This window comes from Klebsiella sp. SWET4, assembly GCF_024296565.1.
Taxonomy (GTDB): domain Bacteria; phylum Pseudomonadota; class Gammaproteobacteria; order Enterobacterales; family Enterobacteriaceae; genus Klebsiella; species Klebsiella variicola.
In genome coordinates this window covers 121,809-143,782 of sequence record NZ_JANCOB010000006.1, presented here as the reverse complement: position 1 = coordinate 143,782, position 21,974 = coordinate 121,809, and the positions used below count along the sequence as shown (strand labels likewise).

The following is a 21,974-nucleotide window of genomic DNA, read 5'->3' as shown; positions in this document are numbered from 1 at the left end:
CGATTTGTTTCCTTTATGTAAAATCAATTAGTGTAAAAAGTCGCATTGTTGCGATAAAAAAGTTGTTTTGGATCACAGAAACGGGTACATATAGCGCCAATCGGCTCGCCGGGTATAAAAAATAACGCGCTGGATTATAAGTGCTTAACCCTGGCCCGCCGCGGCTGTAAACGTTTTCTGCGTCAAGGCAGGACTATTTGTCAACAGTGTGTTAATATTGATGTAAATTTATTGTGAAGCCTTTTGCTTCCGGGGAAACCACGTGAATACACAACAACTCTCTATCGTACACCGTCTGCCGCAGAGCTATCGCTGGCTGGCCGGTTTTGCGGGTTCCAGAGTTGAACCGATTCCGCAAAACGGCGCGCAGAACGAGAACAGCCTCGTTGCCCTGAAACTGCTGAGTCCGGACGGTGAAAAAGCCTGGCCGGTAATGCATAAGCTCAGCCAGGCGTTAAGCGACATCGAAGTCGACTGTTCAGTCCTTGAGTGCGAAGGCGAACCGTGCCTGTTCGTTAACCTGCAGGATGAATTCGCCGCCACCTGTCGTCTGAAAAATTTTGGCGTGGCCATCGCCGAGCCCTTCTCCGGCAACAACCCCTTCTGACCGTCAGCTCAGCGCCAGCAGCTGGCGGGTATACTCGTGTCGGGGTGCGCTGAAGACGGACTGGCACTCGCCCTGTTCAACCACCTCTCCCTGACGCAGCACCATCACCTGATGACACAGCGCCCGCACCACGCGTAAATCATGACTGATAAAAATATAGGCCAGCTGATGCTTTTGCTGTAATGCTTTCAGCAGATTCAGGATCTGCGCCTGAACGGTTTTGTCCAGTGATGAGGTCGGCTCGTCGAGGACGATCAGCTGCGGCTTGACGATCAACGCTCTGGCGATGGCGATACGCTGCCGCTGGCCACCGGAGAACGCCGCCGGGTAGCGCTGGCGGCTGGCCGGGTCGAGCCCAACCTCCTGCATGGCAAGGATCACTGCCTGTTCGCGTTCGGCTGCCGTCAGCGTCGGCTGGTGGACGCGCAAGCCTTCCTCAATGATCTGCTGCGCCGTCAGGCGCGGATTGAGCGACGAGTTCGGATCCTGAAAAACCACCTGCATTTGTCGGCGCAGCGGCAGCAGCTGTCGACGGTTACGCCCCTGAATCGGCTGGCCGGCAAAAGTTATCTTTCCCTCGGATGAGATCAGGCGCAGCAGCGCCAGACCGGTGGTGCTTTTTCCCGATCCCGATTCGCCCACCAGGCCCAGCGTCTCGCCGGCGCGTAGCTGAAAACTGAGGCTGTTGACCACCCGATGGTGATCGACCACCCGGCGCAGGATCCCTTTGCGAACAGGAAATGCCACGTTTAAATCGTCCGCCTGCAGCAGCACCGGGGCATCAACGGCCAGCGGCACCGGCTCACCGTCTGGTTCGCTATCCAGCAGGCGTTGGGTGTAGGGATGCGCCGGCGCGCTGAACAGCGCCCGACAGTCATTTTGTTCCACACAGCGGCCGTTCTGCATCACCGCTACCCGGTCAGCCAGCTGACGGACAATGCTCAGGTTATGGGTGATAAACAGCAACCCCATGTTCAGCTCCCGCTTTAGCTCGCGCAGCAGCTGCAGGATCTGCGCCTGCACTGACACGTCCAGGGCGGTGGTCGGTTCGTCGGCGATCAGCAACTCCGGGCGCGTCAGCAGCGCCATGGCGATCATCACCCGCTGGCGCTCGCCGCCGGAGAGCTGATGCGGATAGTCCGCCAGCCGCCGCGGCGCCTGACGGATCCCGACGCGCTCCAGGCAGTCGAGGATCTCCCCGCGCGCCGCCTCTTTGCGCATTCCCCGGTGTAACGACAGCACCTCATAGAGCTGTTTTTCCAGGGTATGCAGGGGGTTGAGCGACACCATTGGCTCCTGAAAGATCATCGCGATCCGGTTGCCGCGCACGCCGCGCAGGGTCGACTCATCCGCATGCAGCAGCGACTGGCCATGAAAGCGGATATCGCCGCTGGGGTAGCTGGCCGGCGGGGTGGGGAGCAGCCGCAGCACCGACAGCGCGGAGATGCTTTTTCCTGAGCCGGATTCGCCCACCAGCGCCAGCGTCTCACCGACTGCCACCTCGAGCGACAGATTGTGCACCACGGTCTGCGTCTCGCCCTGCTGGCGAAAGGCAATAGAGAGATTGTCGATAGCTAACAGCGGGTGGGTCATATTACACCGCCTTACTCGGGTCAAAGGCGTCGCGAACCGCTTCACCGATAAAAATCAGTAGCGTCAGCAGTACGGCGACGGAGAGAAACGCGGCAATGCCCAGCCAGGGCGCCTGCAGGTTGTTTTTTCCCTGCAGCAGCAGCTCGCCGAGAGAGGGGGAGCCAAGCGGCAGACCGAAGCCGAGAAAATCCAGCGACGTCAGGGTGGTAATGGAGCTGCACAGGATAAAAGGCAGGAAGGTGAGGGTCGCCACCATTGCATTAGGCAACATATGCCGCAGGATGATCTGCCGGTCGCTGACCCCGAGCGCCTGCGCCGCCCGGATGTAGTCGTAGTTGCGGGTGCGAAGAAATTCAGCGCGCACCACGCCCACCAGCGTCATCCAGCCAAAAAGGACGGTGATCGCCAGCAACCACCAGAAGCCCGGCTGCACGACGCTGGAGAGCAGGATGATCAGAAACAGGGTCGGCATCCCGGACCAGACTTCGATAAAGCGCTGGCCCCAGAGGTCGATTTTGCCGCCATAGTAACCCTGTATCGCCCCGGCCAGCACTCCCAGCACGCTGGAGAACAGCGTCAGCAGCAGACCGAAGAGCACCGAGATGCGCGTACCATAGAGGATCCGCGCCAGCACATCGCCGCCGTTGGCGTCGGTGCCAAGCCAGTTGCTGGCCGAGGGCGGTGACGGAAAGGGGACGGTGCTGGCAAAATTAATCGTCGTGGCGCCGAAGCGCACCGGCGGCCATAGCGCCCAGCCGTGGGTGGACAGCTGGTGCTGCAGCCAGGGATCCTGATAGTCGGCGGCGGTAGCGAACGCGCCGCCAAAGGTTTGCTCGGTGTAGTTTTTTAACACCGGAACATACAGCTGGCCCCGGTACTGCACCAGCAGCGGGCGATCGTTGGCCAGCAGCTCGGCGCCGAGGCTGCAGAAGAAGAGAATTAAAAACAGCCACAGCGACCAGTAGCCGCGACGGTTGTGACGAAAGCGCGCCCAGCGGGCCTGATTAACGGGACTGAAGAAAGACATTAGCGGCCCTCAAAATCAATGCGCGGGTCGACCAGCGTATAGCTGATATCGCTGACGATATTCAGCAGCAGGCCAATCAGAGTGAAAATATAGAGCGTGCCGAACATCACCGGATAGTCGCGGGAGACCGTCGCTTCATAGCCCAGCAGACCCAGGCCGTTCAGCGAGAACATCACTTCGATCAGCAGCGAACCGGTAAAGAACATACTAATAAAGGTGGCCGGGAAGCCGGCGATCACCAGCAGCATGGCGTTGCGGAACACATGTCCCCAGAGGATCTGTTTCTCACCGACGCCTTTGGCGCGGGCGGTGACCACATACTGTTTGCGGATCTCGTCGAGGAAGCTGTTTTTGGTCAGCATGGTCAGGGCGGCAAAGCCGCCGATCACCGTCGCCAGCACCGGCAGGGTGATGTGCCACAGGTAGTCGAGGATTTTCTGATACCAGGGAAGGGTGTCGAAGTTCGGTGAGACCAGACCGCGCAGCGGGAAGAGGTCGAAATAGCTGCCGCCGGCAAAAATCACGATCAGCAGGATGGCGAACAGAAAGGCGGGGATCGCATAGCCAATAATAATCAGCGTACTGCTCCAGATATCAAAGCGGCTGCCGTTGCTGACCGCTTTGCGAATACCCAGCGGAATGGAAACCAGGTAGATAATCAGCGTACTCCACAGTCCGAGGCTCACCGAGACCGGCAGGCTGTCTTTAATCAGCTGCAGTACTGAGGCGCTGCGAAACAGGCTGTCGCCAAAATCAAAGCGCAGATAATCGCCCAGCATCTTCAGGTAACGCTCGTGCAGCGGCTTGTCAAAGCCGTAGCGGTGGGTGATCTCGGCGATGACTTCCGGATCAAGGCCCCGCCCACCGCGATAGTGCCCCTCGCTGATGTTCCCTGCGCCGGTGCGGGCATGGCTGGCGCCCATCCCGCCGTCGCCGGCACCCGGCATCCCGCCGTGCTGACCAAATTCGATGGCGGCGATGGCCTGATCGACCGGGCCGCCGGGTGCGATTTGCACAATAAAAAAGTTAATGGTGATGATGGCCCACAGGGTGGGGATCACTAACAGCAAACGGCGGATCAGGTAGCTGCCCATGGGATGTCCTTAACGTCTGTCCGCGGGGAGGGTGGCCGCTTTGTTCACGTCGTACCACCAGGTATCGAGCCCGGAGGAATAAATGGGGCGGGTCTCGGGGAAAGAGAACTTATTCCACCACGCGGTGCGGTCCTGCGCCATATACCACATCGGCAGCATGTAGTTATTCCAGGTGAGCACGCGGTCCAGCGCCCGACCGAGGGGGATCAGTTTCTGCTTATTGCCCTGCCACTGCAGGATCTGCGCAATCAGCTTATCCACTACCGGGCTTTGCACCCCCGGTGCGTTATAGCTGGAGTGAATATAGTCTGAGGCCCAGGAGATTTGCAGGTCGGTGCCGGGCCAGGGCATGGCACGCCACAGGCTCGGCATCATGTCGTAATCACGGCTGCGGCGACGGTTGCTGTACTGCGAGTTATCAACCTGACGAATATCCATGACGATCCCCAGGCGCTGCAGGTTGTGCTGAAACGGCAGCACCCAGCGGTCATTGCCACCGGCTGGCATCAGCAGTTCAAAGCGCAGCGGCTTGCCGGTGGCGGCGTTGACCCGGCGCTGGTTTTTTACCGTCCAACCCGCCGCATTGAGCAGGGCGTCGGCTTTGACTAAGTTGTCGCGGTCGAAACCATCGCCGCGGGAGACCGGCGGCTGGTAAACCTGGCTGAAGACCTCCGGGGGCAGTTCGTTTTTCATCGGCGTCAGCAGGGCCAGCTCGGCGGCGTCGGGCAGGCTGCGGGCGGCATATTCGGTGTTCTGGAAATAGCTGTTGGCGCGCTGATAGGCGCTGTAAAACAGCGCCTTGTTCATCCATTCAAAATCGAACGCCAGGGTAATGGCCTCCCGCACCCGGCGATCGGCAAAAACCGGGCGCTGAATATTGAACGCCAGCCACTGGGTATCCTGCGCCGAGGTATTTGTATGCTCATCTTTAATAATGTAGCCGCGGCTGAAGTTGCGACCGACGTAGCGGGTAGCCCAGTTTTTGGCGACGGTCTCTTCCCGGCGATCGACGGCTCCCGCTTTAAAGGCTTCGAAAGCGACATTGTCGTCGAGATAATAGTCATAGCGCAGCGTATCGAAATTCCAGCGACCCCGGTTGACCGGCAGGTCGGCCGCCCAGTAGTCGGCGACGCGTGAATAGGTAATGTATTGCCCCATTCGCCAGGCGCTGATGCGGTAGGGCCCGCTGGCCAGCGGCGGCTTCGACAGCGGGTCGCTGAGTTTGTGCTGGCGCCAGAACGACTCAGGCATCACCGGCAGGCTCAGCAGACTCAGCATGTTCTCTTTGCCGGGCTGGCCGAGGTCGATTCGTACGGTCAACGGGGCGATGGCCTTAACGGTGGTGCCTTTATAAAACAGGCGGAACTGTGGCACCCCTTCGGTCATAAACTTGTTGAAGGTAAATGCAACGTCCCGGGCGGTGATTGGCGTGCCGTCATGGAAGCGGGCGTGCGGGTTGAGAGCGATCTCCATCCAGGAATAGTCCTCGGCATAGCGCGCCCGCTCGGCAATCAGCGGGTAGTAGCTGCCGGGCTCATCATCCGAGGTGGTGAACAGGGTATCGTAGAGCGCCTCAGTGCGCACGGCGGGATTGCCGCGCAGTGCGTAGCGGTTGAAGTTATCAAAGGTGCCGATCGCCGCCAGGGTGAGGGTGCCGCCTTTCGGCGCCTCAGGATTGACATAATCAAAATGGCTGAAGCTGGCTGCGTATTTGGGTTCACCGATAATCGCAAAGGCGACGCTTTCTTTTATTGTTTGCGCCTTAGCGCTAAGGCTAAACAGAGCAAGCAGAATTAAAAAGAGGCGCGCATACATAGGCGGCAGAATACCTTGTCACGGTCGGCCCCCATAGCCGACCTCTGTTCCCGCATCATATGTGAGACTTAGCGCGTTGTGAAATAATTCGCAGGTTCATCATGCGCGGCGACCAGCGCCTCCAGCGATAGCGGACGGCTTATCCAGTACCCTTGCAGGAAATTGACGCCCTGGGCACGAAGCCACTCCGCCTGTTCCTGGGTCTCCACTCCTTCAGCGACGGTCATTAATTTCAGCCGGCGGCTGAGGGTCAGTACCGCATCCAGCACCGGCGAGGTCACGGTTTCGGTGCCAATCGCCTGCACAAAGCCGCGATCGATCTTCAGATAATCGAAGTTATAGCGTTCGAGATAAATCAGCGCGCTATGCCCGGTACCAAAATCATCTATTGCGATTTCAAAACCCTGCTGGTGGAGCCAGGCGAAGTTAGCGATCGATTTTTCTTTATCAATCATGGCCCGCTCGGTCACCTCCAGCACCACGTGAAAATGGTCGGCGGGCAGCGCGGCGGCAAAGCGCAGCATATCGTCGCGGAAGTTGTCAGCCTGCAGATGGGCAGGGGAAATATTCAGCCCCAGCTTGACGCCGCGCGGCAGGATCCGTTTAAGCACTAGACCATCGCTGGCGATCAGCGCCAGCAGGTGATGGGTCAGCGGCACGATCATCTGCTGGGTTTCCGCCAGATTAATAAAGACGTCAGGCGGGATTTCACCCACCACCGGATGGCGCCAGCGCATGAGCACCTCCACGCCGCTGATACGCAGGGTCTGGGCATTCACGACCGGCTGATAGACGACGTAGAACTGGTTATTTTTGATCCCCAGCAGTATCGATTTTCGCGGATCGGATTTGATCGTCAGCACGTAATAACAGAGCAACCCCGCCAGCAGGCCGCACACTACCCCGAGCAACAGGGCAAACTGTGTATTTTCCGCCAGCCAGCTGTTGGCATACAGGTAGACCTTCAGCGGTAAACCGTCGATCTGTACCTGGCGGATCGGTTCGTTATGCAGGGTTTGCGGATCCACCAGCCGATTACTGAAGGTGGAGATGGCGGTATGGCCGATGGCCAGCGCAATACCGCTGAAATCATTTTGTCGTGCGGAATAGAGGATATACGGCGTGAGATTGGCGTTGATCGATACGAAAATGCCGCTGTTTGCATCATCGGGTTTGCTGACCCATAACGCCAGCGCTGCGCTTTTCGGCATCATCGGCGTACCCGGCAAAATCGCCATATCAACGGGTTTGCGAATATCGATCGCCGGGATAAGCTGAGTAAGGGGCGTATTCATGGCCCCTGTCGCCGAGGAGCAAAAGACGACGCCATTTTTAACCAGCAGAAACGCGCGAACGTTGGGGCTGAAAGCGGCATGGGAGGTGAGTCCGGAGTCGATATTCTCGCAGGGCTGATCCACCAGCGGCTGCAGGCCATCAATGGTCTCACGGAGATCGTGAAAATAGCTTTTAAGATAAGTGTCAACGTTGTTGATAATGGCGTCGAAACGCTCTGCCCGGTTATGGTAAATCACCATAAACTGAATGCAGCCGGCCAGCAGCGCGACGATAATCCCCACGCACAGGCTGGTTAACCAGATTTTACGCTGGGGTGAAAAGTAGCGAGTAAGCATAGCTATAGTCTTTCCGTGTTATTGAATCCCATCAACGGTTTGTCGGTCGTCGTTTTTCTCATTCCCACTTAAAAGACATAGCTTATTTTGCGGCGTTCAGAATCAGGTGGCAAAAAAAAACACTGCCGGGGCAGTGTTTTTTTATCCCGCCTCCAGCCAAGGGATAACCGGCGGCGGTAGAGGACAGTTTACGAGCGGCTCAGAACTCGACGCGCTTCGTTGTAGCGCTTTTTCCAGTACGGTTCATCCATGCTGGAGATGGTCACCCCGCTGCTGGTGGAGGCGTGAACGAACTGGTTGTTGCCGAGATAGATCCCGACGTGGCGGCCGGTAGAGCCGGCGCGGAACAGAACCAGATCGCCAGTACGCAGCTGGGTACGGGAAATCGATTTTCCGGTTTCCTGCTGTTCAGAGGTTGAACGCGGCAGTTCCAGACCAAATTGTTCGCGGAAGGTGCGCTGCACAAACGCTGAGCAGTCGATACCTTTACGGGTGCTGCCGCCGAGGCGGTAACGCACGCCTTTCCAGCTGGCATACTGATCCATTAAACGGGACTTCACGTCCAGGTTACGGACCATCGTTTCAAATTCATCCTGAGAGGCTTGCAGTGATGATAAATCGCCACTACCCACAGCATGCGTCTCAGAATGCATATTCCTGGCGGTACTTGTTGAACTACACGCGGAAAGCAGAACCGCTACTGCAATCGCGGGGGCTACCCGCAAGATGTATCTCAAAATCGGCTGAGATTTGACCATGCTGTTTATTTTCCCTTGTTGTCCTTAACGACAATGTCGTTATAAAAAATGCCAAACGTGTTAGAGCCTAAATACCCATCCGCAATGAGACAATTCCTTAAGCTTAAATTTGTGCAGTCACGCACAAATTTATTCATGCCCTGAATTAATGTTGCGGAAAAGGCAAAACGAGAACGAGATTACCCTATCAAACGCCGCATGGCGAGCGGTTTTGCGCGATTTCTTATAAGTATTTTGGTGACAAAAAGTGAATCATTGGGAAAGGACAAAATAGCGCCAGTATCGGGTAAAAAACAGACAATTCCTTCATTTGTCACGGGATTAATGTGACAAGAAGATGAACATCATGTTGAAAAAAAGCGCAATTGAAAAAGGGGACCCAAAAGGTCCCCTTATAGATAATGACGCCAGACGGCGACCACGACATTATTTGGCCGATATTCCGCCGGGCAGATAACGGTCGAAAAGGGCGATCAATTTATCGCTCAGCGGTGTCATCAATACCCACGGTGCGCCAATCAGCACGGCGGTCAGGGAGCCGACGGCAATATCGCTGAACCAGTGAGCGCCAATCATGACGCGTGGGAAAGCAAAGACCACAAATATCACCAGCGCCACGGTTAGCGCGCGGCGGCCGAAATAGCGCCACATAAAGCTCGCGAAGATCAGCAGCATCATCCCATGATCGCCAGGGAAGCTGTCCTTGGAGGCGTCTTTGGTGGGGAAATTGACGACATCGCTGACGCGGGTGACATCGTGGAAAAACAGCGACGGGCTGGCGCGCTGTACCGGCATCAGGTGCTGCGCCAGCTGGTTAATGATCACCGCGGCCAGCAGCATCACCAGGCCCATGATGGCAATCTGGCGACGGCCTGCTGGCGGCGCTTTAAGCCAGTAGCGGAGCATCAGGCAGCCCATCGCCAGCAGCGAACAGGCGTCGAAGGCGCGATTGTTGATGATCGCCAGCAGCCAGGCATAGGCGTGGCTGACGCTGACGCCATGGTTAAAGAAATGGAAGATCGCGGAGTCGACCGGCGACCAGGCGCCGTGGTTGACCGGCAGATACCAGGAGCAAAATAGCGCCACACCCGCGATGTTAAGCAGCAGAATTAAAGGAATTCGGTTTTTCATCATAGCCATTGCGATTTTGTGACAGTCGGCGGCAACCTTAGCCGCCTCAACTTAAACGAAGCCTCAACAGTGAGGTCTGGAGCGCGTTCCAGTCGGCTTCGTTCGCCGAGATAAGCTCGATTCGGCTATCGGGTGGGGGGACGCTCAGAGTCTCGATATGCCAATCCTCGCCCTGGCGGTTGATCCTCACGGCCCCTTCGGCAATGCGCATCACGCCTTTGACGCGCGCCACGGGCGCCAGCCGTGCCCATTCGAGCAGGCCGATGGTTTCAAAGACCGTTTCCGCGTCGAAAATCCAGCCGCAGGCCTGATAGCCCTGGCCGCTGTTGAGGTGGCGGCGCCAGCGCTGGTGCTCGGGCAGGCTGAGTGCGGCGAGACCGCTGGTCGGGCGAGAGTGGTGAACATGCTCCGCGCTCGCCGGCAACGGGGCGGTGTTGCGGCGCGGCTCATCGAGCAGGGCGAGGTCGATATTACCCTGGGTTGTCGACACCTTGCGACGATCGCCGCCCCAGCGCTGCCACCAGTCGGCCAACGCCTGGGCGCTTTCGGGCGTTTCCCGATCGTTTTTATTGGCCACAATGATGTCCGCCGCGGCCAGCTGATCGCGGAAATTGTCGTTATTGACGACTTTTTCATCCAGCAGCTGACGGGGATCGAGGATGCACACCGTAGCGCGTAGATCGATCCAGGGTTCATACACCGCTGCGGTGAGGATATCGAGGATCTGCTTCGGATGGCCAAGGCCGGTGGGTTCGATCAGCAGGCGATCGGGTTTACCCTGGCGCAGCAGGGTATTCAGCCCAACCTGCATCGGCAGGCCGTTAACGCAGCACATGCAGCCGCCGGGGATCTCTTTGAGCAGGGCGCCGCTGTCGGCCAGCAGCGCGCCGTCTATCCCGACTTCGCCAAACTCATTCACCAGTACGGCCCATTTTTCATCCGCAGGCTTCTGCGCCAGCAGATGAAGAATTGAGGTCGTCTTACCGCTGCCGAGAAAGCCGGTGATCAAATTGGTTCTGGTCACTCTTTTCTCCAGGATAAATGTAATGTTGTAACAGTTACGCCTATCCTGACGAAAAAAGGGGGAAAAGAGAAGTCCTGAGGCGGACAGAAGAAGATTCTGTCCGCATAAGCGCAAATATTGTTAAGAATTTAGCGCGCGGGCCACGGCCTCGCGGGCACCGTGCGTCGCCAGTTGCTGCCAGGCGGCGCGGATCCCGGCGACAAACTGCGCGTTGTGCGGCAGGTCGCGGCCAAATATTTCCTCCAGACCCAGTAGCGCATCGACGCGCTGCTGCTCATCGCTCTGCGCCACCCGCTGCTGGATCTTGTCGACCAGCGGATCGCGCACGTCGATCGTCTGACCCGCGTCGTCCGTACCACTGACGTAGCGCATCCAGCCGGCAACGCCGAGGGCCAGCAGCGGCCAGCGGCTGCCGCGCTCAAGATGTACGCGGATGCCGTCGAGCATGCGCTGGGGCAGTTTCTGGCTGCCGTCCATGGCGATTTGCCAGGTGCGGTGTTTGAGCGCCGGATTACTGAAGCGGTCGATGAGGCTGTCGGCATAGGCCTCGAGATCGACGCCGGTAATGGTCAGCGTCGGAGCCTGTTCGTCAAGCATCAGCTGGCGAGCGGCGCGGCGGAAAACGTTATCCTGCATGCAGTCGCTGACGTGCGCATGACCTGCCAGATAGCCAAGCCAGGCGAGAAAAGAGTGGCTGCCGTTGAGCATCCGCAGCTTCATTTGCTCCCAGGGCAGCACGTCGTCGGTCATCTGCACGCCGGCCGTCTCCCAGGCCGGTCGTCCGGCGACGAAGTGGTCTTCGACCACCCACTGAATGAAGGGTTCGCAGCTGATGGCGCAGGGATCGTCGACCCCCAGCACGGCGGCGATTTCCGCCAGCGACTCGGCGGTGGCCGCAGGAACAATGCGATCCACCATGGTGCCCGGGAAGCTGACATTATCGGCGATCCAGTTCGCCAGCGCCGGGCTGCGTTTTTCCGCCATACCGAGGACGGCATTTTTCACCACGTGGCCGTTGTCGGGAATGTTATCGCAGGAGAGCACGGTAAAGGGCGGCAGGCCCCGTTCCCGGCGGCGGGCCAGCGCTTCCACTAAAATACCGGGAGCCGACTGCGGTAGCGTCGGATTTTCCAGATCGTGAACGATACGCGGATGCGTCGGATCCAGCTTGCCGGTCGCCGGATCGATGCAATAGCCTTTTTCGGTGATGGTCAGCGAGACAATCGCCACCTGCGGCTCGCAAAATTTTTCGATAATTGCCGCCAGCGAATCGAGCCTGGCGTTCAGGCATTCGTGCACCGCGCCGATCACGATGGGCTGGTTACCGTCGGCGCCTTTTTCCAGCACGGTAAACTGATGGTCCTGTTCGCGAAGCTGGCTCATCAGCGTATCGCCGCTGAACAGACTGATTTCGCAGATCCCCCAGTCGCCGCCGACGTTATTCAGCACGCGATCGGTCAGCAGCGCCTGGTGCGCGCGATGAAACGCGCCAAAGCCGAAATGGACAATACGCGAGCGGAGCTGGCTGCGATCGTACTGAGGACGTTGCACGTTTTCCGGTAGCGTAGCGGTTGCAATTGTTGTCATTCTTTACACACCTGTTTAACTGCTTATTAACAATGCCAGTCTAAAGTTATATGACAGGAAATTAAATTGGTAAGCCGAAATTATCCGCTGACTGTGAGCTGGATCAATCAATGCGCCGGCACTGTTTGCAGCCTGAGGAGAAACATGTATGGTAGTCGTCATGAGTGTCGCCATTATTGGTATAACAACTTTTGTGAGGGCATAGCGATGGAACAAACCTGGCGGTGGTATGGGCCGAACGATCCGGTATCGCTTGATGATGTACGGCAGGCAGGGGCGACCGGCGTCGTGACTGCGCTGCACCATATTGCAAACGGTCAGGTCTGGCCGGTAGAGGAGATTAAAGCGCGTCAGGCGCTGTTAGCGGCAAAAGGGCTGACCTGGTCGGTCGTCGAAAGCATTCCGGTGCATGAGGATATTAAAACCCACAGCGGGGAGTATGCGACCTGGATTGCCAACTATCAGCAGAGCATCCGCAACCTCGCGGCCTGCGGCATCGATACCGTATGCTACAACTTTATGCCGATCCTCGACTGGACGCGCACCGATCTGGAATATGAGCTGCCGGACGGTTCCCGGGCGCTGCGTTTCGATCAGATCGCCTTCGCCGCCTTTGAACTGCATATCCTCAAACGCCCGGGCGCGGAAGGAGATTACAGCGAAGAAGAGCAGCGTCAGGCTGAGGTTTATTTCAAGGCGATGAGCGAAGCGGACATCGAGAAACTGACCCGCAATATCATCGCCGGCCTGCCGGGGGCGGAAGAGGGTTACACTCTTGACCAGTTCCGCGCGCGCCTGGCGGAATATGACCACATTGATAAAGCGCAGCTGCGCGAGAATATGGCCTACTTCCTGCGGGCTATCGTGCCGGTGTGCGAAGAGGTAGGCATCCGCCTGGCGGTGCATCCGGACGATCCGCCGCGGCCGATCCTTGGCCTGCCGCGTATCGTGTCGACCATCGAAGATATGCAGTGGCTGAAAGAGACAGTGGACAGCATCAATAATGGCTTCACCATGTGTACGGGATCGTATGGCGTCCGCGCCGATAACGATCTGGTGAAGATGGTGGAGACCTTTGGCGATCGCATCCATTTCACCCATCTGCGATCTACCTGTCGTGAAGCGAACCCGAAAACCTTCCACGAGGCGGCGCACCTTAGCGGCGACGTCAATATGGTGGCGGTGGTGGATGCGATTCTGCGTGAAGAGCAGCGGCGTAAACAGGCTGGCGATCTGCGCCCGATCCCGTTCCGTCCGGATCATGGTCATCAGATGCTTGACGATCTGCGCAAGAAAACCAACCCAGGCTATTCGGCGATTGGCCGTCTCAAGGGGATGGCGGAAGTGCGTGGCGTCGAGCTGGCGCTGAAAATGACCAAATACCCTGAACTGTTGTAATCGCGGTAACAGGGATAATAAAAGGGACAGCCAGCGGCTGTCCCTTTTTACTGTCGGGGCGTCAGCCTGGTCGGGTAAGTGAAGCGCCACCCGACAAAATAACGGCGCAATGGGGTAGATACTATGATCGGTTTGCAACAGTGTCGACCCTGGAAAAACCTGTGTTCTCTGTTATTTCCGGGCAGATTGCGTTCCCGATATTTCTTCTGCGTTATGTCACTCATGGTGCAGGGAGCGCACAGGGGGCGGCCAGTCGCCGCCGCCCCCTGTACCCCCTGGCTCCGGCCAGCAAAATCGCCACTTCGTGGTGCCTTCGACTTATCCCTGCAGGCTTCGGGTCGGGCCGAGGCAGCGTCCGTGCAAAACACGGCCCTCAGCCCGCATCCATGCGGGCTGCCCCGGCCTTCCGGGAACGTCTCAGCGATTTTGAGGCCGCCAGCACCGGCAGTTTCAGCAAGAATAGTGAATAACTTAACGACAGGGTGCCCGGATCGTAGGCCGGATAAGGCGTCAGCCGCCATCCGGCACAAATACGGGAACCGTGTTGAATGAATATTACCCGGCACCGGGGCATACCGTCGCCAAATAAAAGGGACAGCCAGCGGCTGTCCCTTTTTACTGTCGGGGCGTCAGCCGGGTCGGGTAAGTGAAGCGTCATTACCCGACAAAATAACGGCGCAATGGGGTAGATACGGTGATCGGTTTGCAACAGTGTCGACCCTGGAAAAACCTGTGTTCTCTGTTATTTCCGGGCAGATTGCGCTCCCGATATTTCTTCTGCGTTATGTCACTCATGGTGCAGGGAGCGCACAGGGGGCGGCCAGTCGCCCCCTGTACCCCCGGGCCGGGAACGTCTCAGCGATGTTGAGGCCGCCAGCACCGGCAGTTTCAGCAAGAATGGTGAATAAATTAACGACAGGGTGCCCGGATCGTAGGCCGGATAAGGCGTCAGCCGCCATCCGGCACAAATACGGGAACCGTGTTGAATGGATATTACCCGGCAACAGGGGCATACCGTCGCCAAATAAAAAGGACAGCCAGCGGCTGTCCTTTTTTACTGTCGGGGCGTCACAGATGATTAATCCGCGCGGCCCATATAGCGGCACTCTTCGATATGAATGCGGATTTTCTCACCGGTGGTCAGGTATTCCGGCACCTGAATTACCAGGCCGGTGCTCATAGTGGCTGGCTTGGTGCGGGAGCTGGCGGATGCCCCTTTAATACCCGGCGCGGTTTCGATAATTTCCAGGTCAACAGTCTGCGGCAGCTCCAGGGCCAGCAGCTGGCCGTCCCAGGTCAGCACCTGCATATCCGGCATCCCGCCTTCCGGAATAAACTGCAGCTCTTCTTCGATCTGCTCTTTGGTAAAGGTGTAAGGGGTATAGTCTTCTTTATCCATGAACACGTATTCGTTGCCATCGACATAGGAGAAGTCAACGAAACGGCGGGTCAGGGTCACGGTATCGACGATATCGTCACCTTTGAAGCGCTCTTCCACTTTCAGGCCGGTACGCACATCGGAGAAGCGCATTTTATACAGTGTCGCAGCACCACGGGCGCTGGGTGACTGAATATCAATATTTTTCACAATCAGCAGCTTGCCGTTGTAATTCAGCACCATACCTTTTTTAATTTCATTCGCTCTTGGCATTGCAGTAATCCTGTCACTTAACGAGTCAAAAATATCGCGTAAAACTACTCGCGCCCGCGCCTTCAGGCAAGCGGAATTCGCGAGTTTTGCTATCTTCTGGCAAAACGTTTAGGCTGTGGCACAAAATGAGCGTTTGGGAGCTGGGTTGTGGAATGTCGTACCGATTGTGGCGCATGTTGCATCGCTCCCTCTATCTCATCGCCAATACCCGGCATGCCGCAGGGCAAGCCCGCCAATACCCGCTGTATTCAGCTTTCCGAGCACAACTTGTGCCTGATTTTCGGCTCCCCTCTGCGCCCGAAGGTGTGCGCCAGCCTGCAGCCCTCGCCCGAGATGTGCTTCACCCACCGCGATGACGCCATCACCTGGCTGCTGGATCTTGAGCTGGCCACCGCGCCCTGAGCTTAAAGCAGCAGATGAGACAGGTTTTTGATATGGGCGCTGAGGCCGTCGAGTAGCGCCTGTACGCGCAGGGGGAGAATGTCCCGCCGCTGGAAGATAAGCCAGGCCTGCAGGTCGATACAGCGCTCCTTTTTCAGACAGGGAACCAGCTGTCCCGCCGCCAGCTCGGTGGCGAGTGAATAGTAGGGCGCATAGACGATCCCCATCCCCAGCTTCGCCAGCTCCACCGCCGGTAGCGTGTTATCGCAAACGAATCCCCCCTTTACCGTGAGATTAAGCGGTTCGCCGTTTTTGCTTTTGAAGGTCCAGACATTGTCGCTGCCGCCCAGCATGCGCAGGGTTATGCACTCATGATCCACCAGCGCCTCCGGCTCGGCGATAGGATGTTGCGCCAGATAGTCCGGAGAGGCGAAGACGCCGGTGCGAAAGCGGGTAAAGGGGCGGGCGATGAGATTTTCATTCTGCGGCTTAAAGGGGCTTATCAGCAGATCGCAGTCGCTATTGAAGATGGCGCCGTATTTCTGTTCCCGCTCGCTGGCGTTGCGGGTGACCAGATTGATCTGCAGCTCCGGCAGGGTTTTCCTCAGCGCCGGCAGAATATAGCGCCCGAGAAATTGATGGATACCGATGGGCGCCCCAAGGGTGACCACGCCCTGCAGCGTGTTCTTATAACGGTCGGCGAGGTTGATAAGCTGCTCATGCTGTTCGAGAACCGCGCGACTGGCATGGATAAACTGCTCGCCGAACTCGGTGCGCACCAGCTCTCTGGCGGTGCGCAGGAATATGGCCAAACCGACTTTCCGCTCCACGCTGGTCAGCGTCCGCGAAACATTAGACTGGGGCATATTCAGGCGCTGGGCCGCCCGGCTGACGCTGGCGGTTTCGGCGATAGCGCAGATGATCCTCAGCTCATCCATTTTAAAGTCTTTCAACATCTTATCGCTGCCTGATATCTGTGGTATATCAAAAATGATATACCAGTTTGGCGGAATTGTCATGTGATTTATTGATCCGCTAAACGTATGATGGCCTTTGCGTTGAACAGTCCGTTATTTAAGGAAAATTGTGCGTTTTATCGCTTCTTTTGTGGTCCTCGACGTCATTAAAAATAACGATCTTCCCGCTGGCTTACTGAGTGTATATGCACCATGCTGCTTAATTATTTTGCTTTGTTTGTATTAATACTGGTTTTTCTCATATTATTTTATGGAGTGATTATTATCCACGATATTCCCTATCATATCGCGCAAAAACGGCAGCACCCCCATCAGGACGCGATTCATGTGGCGGGCTGGATAAGCCTGTTTACCCTGCATGCTATCTGGCCTTTTCTGTGGATCTGGGCCACCTTGTACCGCCCTGACCGCGGGTGGGGGATGGCTTCGCAGACCGAGGATAGTCTGCAACGCAAGGAACTGGAGCAACGTATCGCATTACTCGAAGCGGCGTTAAAAAACAGCCAGCAAGCGTCAGCGGGGAATAAAGATAAATAATATGGATCTGTTAATTATCCTTTGCTATGTCGCCATCGCCTGGGGCGTTTTTAAGATATTTCTCATTCCAGTAAATAAATGGACAATACCCACTGCCATATTAGGCGGAATAGTGGTCGTAGGCGCGTTAATATTAACGATGAACTATAACCATCCCTATACGCTGCGGGCGCAAAAAATTGTTGTTTCTATTCCGATGGTGCCTCAGGTCTCAGGCGAGGTGGTTGAGGTCACTAGTAAAACCAATGTGTTAATGAAGAAGGGCGAACTGCTGTTCCGCATCGATGACACCCGCTACCGCGCGCGGCTGAACAAGCTGAAAGCCGATCTGGCGGCCGGGGAGGCGACGCTGCGGGCGAAGCAGGCGACTATCGACGATGCCAGCGCCAGAGCGCAGCAGGCGCAGGCTGAGTACGATCGCGTTACCCGTGACTACCAGCGTTATGCACAGGGGGCGGCCATGCCGGTCAATCCTTTCTCGGAACAGGATGTGACTCACGCCAGGCAGCAGGTGCAGATCCAGACGGCGGTATTGCAGGCGGCGAAAGCGCAATTACAAAACGCCAGAGAGCAGGTGTCTGGCCGCTATAACGGGCTTGATGCCAACATTGCCAGTCTGAAATCGCAGATCCTCGAGGCGGAGTATAATCTGGCGCAAACTGTGGTTCGTGCGCCGAGCGATGGCTACGTTACCCAGCTATTGGCGCGGCCGGGGATGACCGCGGTACGTCTGCCCTTCAAGCCGGTGCTGGTGTTTATTCCCCAGCAAAAGCGCCAGGTGGTGGCGGTATTCCGCCAGAACTCGGTTCTGCGTCTGACGGCCGGGGATAGCGCGGAGGTGGTGTTTAATGGTCTGCCGGGCAGCGTCTATAGCGGTAAGGTATCGCGGGTGCTGCCGGCGATCCCGGATGGCAGCTATCAGGCCAGCGGTGCGCTGCAGGGGCTGAGCGCCGGAGCCGGAAAAGAGGGCGTCTATGTGCTGATCGACCTCGATCCCCACCCGGAAGTGGAACATTTACCGGACGGGGTCAGTGCGCAGGCGGCGGTTTATACCGATTATTTTGCCCATGTGTCGATTATGCGCAAAGTCCTGCTACGAATGACCAGCTGGCTGCATTACCTCTATCTGGATCATTAATCAGGATGGCCCGGTCGAGGCCGGGCCGTCTTGCCTACACGTCCCTGATCCGCCACAGGCAGACCTGAGCGGTGATACCCATGACCAGCGCTATCCAGAACACCGCGTGATAGCTCCAGATCTCCGCTACTACCCCCGCCAGTGAACCGGCGATGATCCAGCCGACGCGGGTGGTATTGGTGTAGAGGGTAGTGGCCGCGCCCGCTTGCCCCGGCATCAGATCCTGGAAATAGAGCATGCCGATCCCGGCGAGGATCCCGATATAGACGGCGTTCAGCACCTGCATCGCCAGCAGCAGCGCCGGCGTATGCACCGTCAACATGCCCACGTAAAACAACACACCGGCCACTGCCGAAAGGCGCATCAGAAAGCGTTTACCAAAGCGCCGGGCATAATAACCGGCAATCAGCATGGTAGGAATTTCCAGTCCGGCCGCGGTGCCCATCATCAGCCCGGCCAGCTTCTCCGGCAGATGCAGCTCATTAATGATAAACAGCGGCATATTAATGATGTACAGGCTGTTGGTGCCCCACATCAGCGTGCAGATGCTAAACAGCAGCAGCGCATCGCGGCGGTGCGTGCGCGGGGCTTCCAGCCGGCCCGTCGCCACCGCCGCCGCTTTATGCATGCTGGGTAAGAACAGCCAGACCATGATCCCGCAGACGATAAACGCCGCCGCAGCGCTGAGATACATTGCGGTAAAACCAAACCCCATCGCCAGGGCGTAGGCCAGCGGGGGACCAATCACCCATGCCAGGGAGACCTGGGCGCGCAAAATGGAGCTGAACATCACCGCTTCGCGACCGGTCTTGTCGGCGTGCTCGCGCGCGAGGGCGAACATCTGCGGGTTGGCGGTCGAGCCAAAGCTACTGAGGAAGACGCCGATAAACAGCAAAATGAAGTAGTTCCGGTTCCAGGCAAACAGCAGGCAGGCCAGCACCCCCAGCAGGCAGCAGACGACAATCAGCTGTTTGCGATCGCCCCGCCGGTCGGAGCGGCCGGCGAGAAACTGGCTGACCAGAATGCCAATGACGGCGCTACCAGTAAAAAAGAAGCCGACCATCGCCGGGCGGACGTGCACTTCGTTGGTCAAAAAGAGGCTCAGGGTCGGGGTTTGCAACGCCCCGGCAATGCCTGTCAGAAAGGCGACGATCAAGAATGCGGAAGAGGTTACATCGAACCCGCGTCGGGGAAGAGCGGCGCTACGGTTTTGCATGTTCGGTTTTCTGTAGTTTCAGGAGACGGCGCGGAGTTTACGCCTGCTGGCTGAAAATAAACAGTAGTATGGCACGAATAATTAAAAAGGCGTTTCAAAATATAAGGTTCAGCAAAAAGCTGACATTTGCGGTGGTCGATAGCAAAGGCTTCAGCAAAAGTGTGCAGTACCTCTAAGTTCTGCAATCAAGTCGCTGACGTACCTTGCGCGTTGAGCAAGAAAGGTACAAAATTCTTGAAACGTTTCAGCGTCATTCGACAATCCGTTCCCCGTCAGATGGCGCCTTTTTTCTCAAGTTAGCTGAAACGATTCAATTCAGCAGGAGAGGAGAACCATGTTCCAGTTATCTGTGCAGGATATTCATCCCGGCCAGCAGGCCGGTAATAAAGAAGAGGCCATCCGGCAGGTCGCCGCCGCGCTGGTCAGCGCCGGCAACGTGGCTGATGGCTACGTGAACGGTATGCTGGCTCGCGAGCAGCAGACCTCGACCTTCCTCGGCAACGGGATTGCGATCCCGCACGGCACGACGGACACCCGTGACCAGGTGCTGAAGACCGGCGTCCAGGTATTTCAGTTCCCGCAGGGCGTCACCTGGGGCGAAGGGCAGACCGCCTATGTGGCGATCGGGATTGCCGCCAGCTCAGATGAACACCTTGGCCTCCTGCGTCAGCTGACCCATGTGCTAAGCGATGACGCGGTAGCCGCGCAGCTGCAGTCCGCCACCACCGCGGAAGAGCTGCGTGCGCTGCTGATGGGGGAAAAACAGAGCGAAGCGCTGAAGCTGGACAACGAGACCCTCAGCCTCGACGTGGCGGCCAGCGATCTGCTGACCCTGCAGGCGCTGAACGCGGCGCGACTGAAAGAAGTGGGTGCCGCTGACACGGCATTCGTAAGCCACGCTATCAACGATACGCCGCTGAACCTCGGTCAGGGCGTCTGGCTGAACGACAGTGCGGAAGGCAATCTGCGCAGCGCCGTGGCGGTCAGCCGCGCGGCTAATGCCTTTACCCGCGACGATCAGCCGGTTTCCCTGCTGGTCACGGTGGCGATGGCCGATGAGCAGCCGACTGCGGTGCTGAACCGCCTGAGCAAGCTGCTGCTGGACAAGAAAGCTGACCGTTTGCTGAAAGCCGACGCCGCCACCGTGCTGGCGCTGCTGACCAGCGACGATGCCATTGCGGAAGACGTGCTGAGCGCCGAATTCGTGGTGCGCAATGAGCACGGCCTGCATGCCCGACCGGGCACCATGCTGGTCAATACGATTAAACAATTCTCCAGCGACATCACCGTCACCAACCTCGACGGTTCCGGCAAGCCGGCCAACGGTCGCAGCCTGATGAAGGTCGTGGCGCTGGGTGTGAAAAAAGGTCACCGTCTGCGTTTCACCGCGCAGGGTGAGGATGCGCAACAAGCGCTGGATGCGATTGGCGAAGCGATCGCCGCAGGCCTTGGGGAGGGCGCATAAATGAGCAGACGTGTAGCAACGATTACGTTAAACCCGGCGTACGATCTGGTGGGGTTCACCCCGGAGATTGAACGCGGTGAAGTGAACCTGGTGCGCACCACCGGCCTGCATGCCGCCGGGAAAGGCATCAACGTGGCGAAAGTGCTGAAAGATCTCGGCATTGATGTCACCGTCGGCGGCTTCCTGGGCAAAGACAACCAGGATGGCTTTCAGCAGCTGTTCAGCGAGCTGGGGATCGCCAACCGTTTCCAGGTGGTGCAGGGTCGGACCCGTATCAACGTTAAGCTGACGGAAAAAGATGGCGAAGTGACGGATTTCAACTTCTCCGGCTTTGAAGTCACCCCGGGCGACTGGGAACGCTTCGTCAACGACTCCCTGAGCTGGCTCGGGCAGTTCGATATGGTCTGCGTCAGCGGCAGCCTGCCGTCCGGCGTCAGCCCGGAGGCTTTCACCGACTGGATGACCCGTCTGCGCAGCCAGTGCCCATGCATTATTTTCGACAGCAGCCGCGAAGCGCTGGTTGCCGGACTGAAAGCGGCGCCATGGCTGGTGAAACCGAACCGTCGCGAGCTGGAAATCTGGGCCGGGCGTAAGCTGCCGGAGATGAAAGATGTTATCGAAGCCGCCCATGCGCTGCGCGAGCAGGGTATCGCCCACGTGGTGATTTCCCTGGGTGAAGAGGGCGCGCTGTGGGTGAACGCCTCCGGTGAGTGGATTGCCAAACCGCCTTCAGTGGAAGTGGTCAGCACCGTCGGCGCCGGCGATTCGATGGTTGGCGGCCTGATTTACGGCCTGCTGATGCGTGAATCCAGCGAGCATACCCTGCGCCTGGCGACTGCCGTCGCTGCCCTGGCCGTCAGCCAGAGCAACGTGGGTATTACCGACCGTACCCAGTTGGCCGCGATGATGGCGCGCGTCGACTTACAACCCTTTAATTGACAGCA

19 protein-coding genes are annotated in these 21,974 nt (G+C 57.8%); 7 read left to right on the top strand and 12 right to left on the bottom strand.

Annotated features, from left to right (window positions below; genetic code table 11):
• The first annotated feature begins 262 nt into the window (after window positions 1-262).
• Window positions 263-607: a YejG family protein gene (locus tag NKJ21_RS15525; RefSeq protein ID WP_002912974.1), complete on the top strand. Its 345-nt coding sequence runs from the start codon at window positions 263-265 to the stop codon at window positions 605-607.
• A gap of 3 nt (window positions 608-610) precedes the next feature.
• On the opposite strand, the gene yejF is transcribed toward NKJ21_RS15525, so the two are convergent.
• From yejF to NKJ21_RS15480, 9 genes are all read right to left on the bottom strand, one after another.
• The gene (yejF, locus tag NKJ21_RS15520) at window positions 611-2,200 is read right to left on the bottom strand and encodes a microcin C ABC transporter ATP-binding protein YejF (RefSeq protein ID WP_039102382.1); all 1,590 of its coding nucleotides are present in this window, start codon (window positions 2,198-2,200) and stop codon (window positions 611-613) included.
• Between the two features lies 1 nt (window position 2,201).
• A complete protein-coding gene (locus tag NKJ21_RS15515) occupies window positions 2,202-3,227 on the bottom strand; it encodes a microcin C ABC transporter permease (RefSeq protein WP_012967542.1) in 1,026 nt (341 codons plus the stop codon).
• A complete protein-coding gene (locus tag NKJ21_RS15510; RefSeq protein WP_008804006.1) occupies window positions 3,227-4,321 on the bottom strand; it encodes a microcin C ABC transporter permease YejB in 1,095 nt (364 codons plus the stop codon). The genes NKJ21_RS15515 and NKJ21_RS15510 overlap by 1 nt, the downstream gene beginning before the upstream one ends.
• Window positions 4,322-4,330: 9 nt before the next feature.
• The gene (locus NKJ21_RS15505; RefSeq protein WP_117116396.1) at window positions 4,331-6,136 is read right to left on the bottom strand and encodes an extracellular solute-binding protein; all 1,806 of its coding nucleotides are present in this window, start codon (window positions 6,134-6,136) and stop codon (window positions 4,331-4,333) included.
• 68 nt (window positions 6,137-6,204) lie between these two features.
• On the bottom strand, window positions 6,205-7,767 hold the full coding sequence (locus NKJ21_RS15500; protein ID WP_023340549.1) for a cyclic di-GMP phosphodiesterase: 1,563 nt from the start codon (window positions 7,765-7,767) through the stop codon (window positions 6,205-6,207).
• Between the two features lie 188 nt (window positions 7,768-7,955).
• Window positions 7,956-8,525: a bifunctional murein DD-endopeptidase/murein LD-carboxypeptidase gene (mepS, locus tag NKJ21_RS15495; RefSeq protein WP_004201653.1), complete on the bottom strand. Its 570-nt coding sequence runs from the start codon at window positions 8,523-8,525 to the stop codon at window positions 7,956-7,958.
• A gap of 426 nt (window positions 8,526-8,951) precedes the next feature.
• Entirely contained in the window at window positions 8,952-9,665 is a 714-nt protein-coding gene (locus NKJ21_RS15490) for a phosphatase PAP2 family protein (protein WP_165818815.1), read from the bottom strand.
• 37 nt (window positions 9,666-9,702) lie between these two features.
• Window positions 9,703-10,680 carry a GTP-binding protein gene (locus tag NKJ21_RS15485; RefSeq protein WP_012967545.1) on the bottom strand — a complete coding sequence of 326 codons (978 nt, stop codon included), beginning with the start codon at window positions 10,678-10,680 and terminating at the stop codon, window positions 9,703-9,705.
• A 120-nt stretch (window positions 10,681-10,800) separates the two neighbouring features.
• Window positions 10,801-12,267 (bottom strand): mannitol dehydrogenase family protein, encoded by a 1,467-nt coding sequence (locus NKJ21_RS15480; protein WP_239270697.1) that lies wholly within the window; start codon window positions 12,265-12,267, stop codon window positions 10,801-10,803.
• A 207-nt stretch (window positions 12,268-12,474) separates the two neighbouring features.
• Here NKJ21_RS15480 and uxuA point away from each other — a divergent pair, with 207 nt between their 5' ends.
• A complete protein-coding gene (gene uxuA, locus NKJ21_RS15475) occupies window positions 12,475-13,665 on the top strand; it encodes a mannonate dehydratase (protein WP_008804012.1) in 1,191 nt (396 codons plus the stop codon).
• Between the two features lie 1,078 nt (window positions 13,666-14,743).
• Here uxuA and yeiP read toward each other — a convergent pair.
• Entirely contained in the window at window positions 14,744-15,316 is a 573-nt protein-coding gene (gene yeiP / locus NKJ21_RS15470) for an elongation factor P-like protein YeiP (protein ID WP_002912951.1), read from the bottom strand.
• A 147-nt stretch (window positions 15,317-15,463) separates the two neighbouring features.
• On the opposite strand from yeiP, the gene NKJ21_RS15465 reads away from it, so the two are divergent.
• Window positions 15,464-15,718: a YkgJ family cysteine cluster protein gene (locus NKJ21_RS15465; protein ID WP_008804013.1), complete on the top strand. Its 255-nt coding sequence runs from the start codon at window positions 15,464-15,466 to the stop codon at window positions 15,716-15,718.
• Window positions 15,719-15,720: 2 nt separating this feature from the next.
• Here NKJ21_RS15465 and NKJ21_RS15460 read toward each other — a convergent pair whose 3' ends face one another.
• On the bottom strand, window positions 15,721-16,653 hold the full coding sequence (locus NKJ21_RS15460) for a LysR family transcriptional regulator (RefSeq protein ID WP_012541024.1): 933 nt from the start codon (window positions 16,651-16,653) through the stop codon (window positions 15,721-15,723).
• 213 nt (window positions 16,654-16,866) lie between these two features.
• Between NKJ21_RS15460 and NKJ21_RS15455 the strand changes: the two genes are divergently transcribed.
• Together NKJ21_RS15455 and NKJ21_RS15450 are read left to right on the top strand one after the other, a co-directional pair.
• Window positions 16,867-17,211, top strand: coding sequence for a DUF3302 domain-containing protein (locus NKJ21_RS15455; protein WP_008804015.1), 345 nt, complete (start codon window positions 16,867-16,869; stop codon window positions 17,209-17,211).
• Window position 17,212: 1 nt separating this feature from the next.
• Window positions 17,213-18,349, top strand: a complete 1,137-nt coding sequence (locus NKJ21_RS15450) for an HlyD family secretion protein (protein ID WP_254732977.1) — start codon at window positions 17,213-17,215, stop codon at window positions 18,347-18,349.
• Between the two features lie 34 nt (window positions 18,350-18,383).
• Here the strand turns inward: NKJ21_RS15450 and setB are convergent, their stop codons facing one another.
• Complete coding sequence (gene setB, locus NKJ21_RS15445) at window positions 18,384-19,565, bottom strand: sugar efflux transporter SetB (RefSeq protein ID WP_008804017.1); 1,182 nt, start codon at window positions 19,563-19,565, stop codon at window positions 18,384-18,386.
• Window positions 19,566-19,899: 334 nt separating this feature from the next.
• Between setB and fruB the strand changes: the two genes are divergently transcribed.
• Complete coding sequence (fruB, locus tag NKJ21_RS15440) at window positions 19,900-21,030, top strand: fused PTS fructose transporter subunit IIA/HPr protein (RefSeq protein ID WP_008804018.1); 1,131 nt, start codon at window positions 19,900-19,902, stop codon at window positions 21,028-21,030.
• Entirely contained in the window at window positions 21,031-21,969 is a 939-nt protein-coding gene (fruK, locus tag NKJ21_RS15435) for a 1-phosphofructokinase (RefSeq protein ID WP_004103928.1), read from the top strand.
• Window positions 21,970-21,974 lie beyond the last annotated feature (5 nt).